The sequence below is a fragment of the Hymenobacter glaciei genome (genome assembly GCF_039539585.1).
GTDB lineage: Bacteria > Bacteroidota > Bacteroidia > Cytophagales > Hymenobacteraceae > Hymenobacter > Hymenobacter glaciei.
The window spans coordinates 1-2832 of the sequence record NZ_BAABDK010000041.1 but is presented as its reverse complement, the minus strand read 5'-3'; the positions used below and the strand labels follow the sequence as shown (position 1 = coordinate 2832).

The window sequence follows — 2832 nt, the reverse complement described above, 5'->3', positions numbered from 1 at the left end:
GGCGGCAAAATTCCGGCTCACTTCTGCGGCGCTGGCTTCCTGGAACGGGGCAATTTTTACGGCCTTGGTCGGCTCGGCTCGGAATGTGGCGCGGAACTCCGGCCGGCCCCCTTCCACCACCAGGCCCGCGAACTCGCCTACCCGAAACCGCATCACTTCTTGGGCCTCCAGCTTGTCGCGCTGCTGGATGCTGGCCGACGTGCTGGTGCTCGTGCTGCGGGTGCTCGGCTTGAAAATATTGAGCGGGCTGCTCTTGCTTTTGCCCTCCGTAATGGCGTAGTACGTCTTGTCGATTTTGCCGAACATCTTGCTCACCCGCTCGGCCGTGGCCGTGTTGGTGGTGCGGCCCCAAAACTGGTTTCCTAAGTTGGCTAGAATCATCTCCGATTCCTGCCGACTTGTCAGGGCTTCCATTTGGGCCACGTCCTGCACGGCGTACACCGTGGCTACTTTGTTGCTGCGGGCCGTGGCGGGCAGCTGGGCAAAGTTGGGAATGAACAGGGTCGGCGCTTCATCGAGTAGCACCAGGCTCGGCAAGCGGCCCTGCTGGTTCAGGCGCTTAATGGCCGTGGCCACAATTAGGGAAATGAGCGGCGAGAAGGTGCTACTCAGGGCCGGGTCGTTGCCCACCACCAACACGCCCGGCGTTTCGGGGGTGTTCAAATCGAGCGGCACCTGGTCGCCGCTCATTACCCAAAAAATCTCGGGCGTATTGAGCACGGCGAGGTAATTCTGAATGGTTGAGAACACGCCCGCAATGGTGTTTTCCGATTTGCTGGCGCTGGCAATCGAAGCAATGAGGCCGCGCACTTCCTCGTCCTGCTGCAAGGTGGCCAGCAGCTGCGGCGCGTCGCTGTCGAGTATCAGGCTCACGGCGGCCGGCAAGCTGCATTGCTCCGGGTGGTTGCGGCGCAAGTACCAGATGCACCCGGCCAGCAGCACCTCGCCCGACTGAATCCAGAAATTGCGCTGCTGGGCGGCTTTCGCGTCCAAGTTGGTAATGATGGTGGCCGCGGCCTCGCGGGCAAAGCTGGCGGTGGTCAGCAGCTGCGGGGCCAGCGGGTTTACCCGGTGGCTCCGCGTGAGGTCGGTAAAGTTGACGAAATAAGGCGTTACGGTGCCGCCCGCGTAGCTGCCGGCCACTTCCTCGGCCAGCGTGGGGAACTTGAAGTCATAGACTACCCCCGTTAGGCCCAACGCGCCCGCCTGCTGAAGAATCGGCTCAATGATGGACTTGCTCTTGCCGCTGCCTGCGCCGCCGGCAATGAAGGTGCCCCGGAACGGGTTCCCTAGCCGCACGTTGGGGCCGCTGGTGGTGCGTAGCACGAAATTCAGCGGCTGGTCCCCGCCTCCGGGCTGCGCGGCTTCCTGGGGGCTGGAAACGGCGCGAAACACGTTGTAACCGAACCAGGCCAGCACTAGCCAGGTGGCCAGCCCGCCAAGGCCCAACACCCCGCCCGCTACGGTGGCCAGCAGAAACAGGCTGGCGAAGCGCACAAAGGACACCATCCAGTCGTCCGGGGCCTGGCGCAAGCCAACTGCTCGGTACAGCCCCCGCGACACTTGGGGCAGCATCTGGTGCAGCAGTCGGGCCGCGAGTTGAGTAACAGCCGCGTAAATCAAGGCCCCTATCAAATGGCCCAACCAATAGAAAATCGTCGTCATGCTAGCAATGTGAAAGGTCAGGTGCTACGGTACGGCTTCCCCCGGTATTGAGCCCAAAACAAGGCAGTAAACTGGAGCACAAAGCCGCACAAGTAAGCACAACAATGGTTTTTTATACCTTTGATTATCAATTATATACACTTTATAAAATGCGCGCAAATTACTGGTTTCTAGGACTTTGTTGTTTTTGTTTGGGCTGCGCCACCAGCGCCGGTTAGTCCGTCCTAGAGGCCCTAAAAGCCTTTTTCCCTCGCGCGAGACACAACTTGTGATTATTTTAGTTATTTGTTCTATTTGAGGGGTTCGCAACCTGTTGAAAAACAATTATTTAACCCATCTAAAACGAACCTTTAGCTCGTTAAAGCGAACCTTTGATTCGTCAAAGCGAACCTTTGATTCGCCTAAAGCGAACCTTTGATTCGTCAAAGGCGAACCTTTGATTCGTCAACAAGCATTCTTATTACGAACGGTTATTTTTATTAGTTCGTCTTTCGTACATTGTGGCTTCAATCACTACGCAATCCATGAAAATCCCTCTAGAGGTCCGTCATCATAATGCCATCACTACCGCCCGCTACGAATACAGTGAGCTACAGATGGACCTCTTTTTCTACCTGCTTTCCAAACTTCGCAAGGATGATGCGTCAGGCATGTATGAGATTGTGATTAAGGAGCTTGGCGAAATAACCGGCAAAAAATACGCTTATAACTACCTACGCAAAGCCACTGAAGGCATGGGGTCACGCATGTTTGAGGTGCTGACGGAAAACAGCTACACTCAGATTTGGATGTTTCAGCATATCAAATACATAACTGGTGAAGGACGGATTGAGGTTAAGCTGTCCGAATCTATCCGCCCCTACCTGTTCGACCTCAGAGACAACTTCACCAGCTTTGAGCTGCTGTCGGCATTGCGGCTCACTAGCAAGCACGCGAAGCGGATTTACACGTTTTGCAGCCGGTGGAAAGACCTGGGCGAAACCAAAAAATTCTCCCTGCTCGAATTCAAAAAGATGCTGGGCCTGGTCGATGCCAAGGGCAAAGAAGAATATGAAGAAATTACAATGTTCAAAAAGAAAGTGCTCGACATAGCTGTGAAGCAAATCAACGAGCATACTAATTTAAGCATTAGTTACACCCTGGAAAAGCAAGGACGTGCATTTAAAA

General features: G+C 55.1%; 2 protein-coding genes. One reads left to right on the top strand and one right to left on the bottom strand.

Annotation, left to right across the window (positions count from 1 at the left end):
- Positions 1–1665, bottom strand: a 1665-nt coding sequence (locus ABD837_RS24875) for a type IV secretory system conjugative DNA transfer family protein (RefSeq protein ID WP_345060047.1), incomplete at its 3' end; no start/stop codon positions are given.
- Positions 1666–2189: 524 nt separating this feature from the next.
- Between ABD837_RS24875 and ABD837_RS24870 the strand changes: the two genes are divergently transcribed.
- On the top strand, positions 2190–2832 hold a 643-nt coding region (locus ABD837_RS24870), incomplete at its 3' end, for a replication initiation protein (protein WP_345060044.1).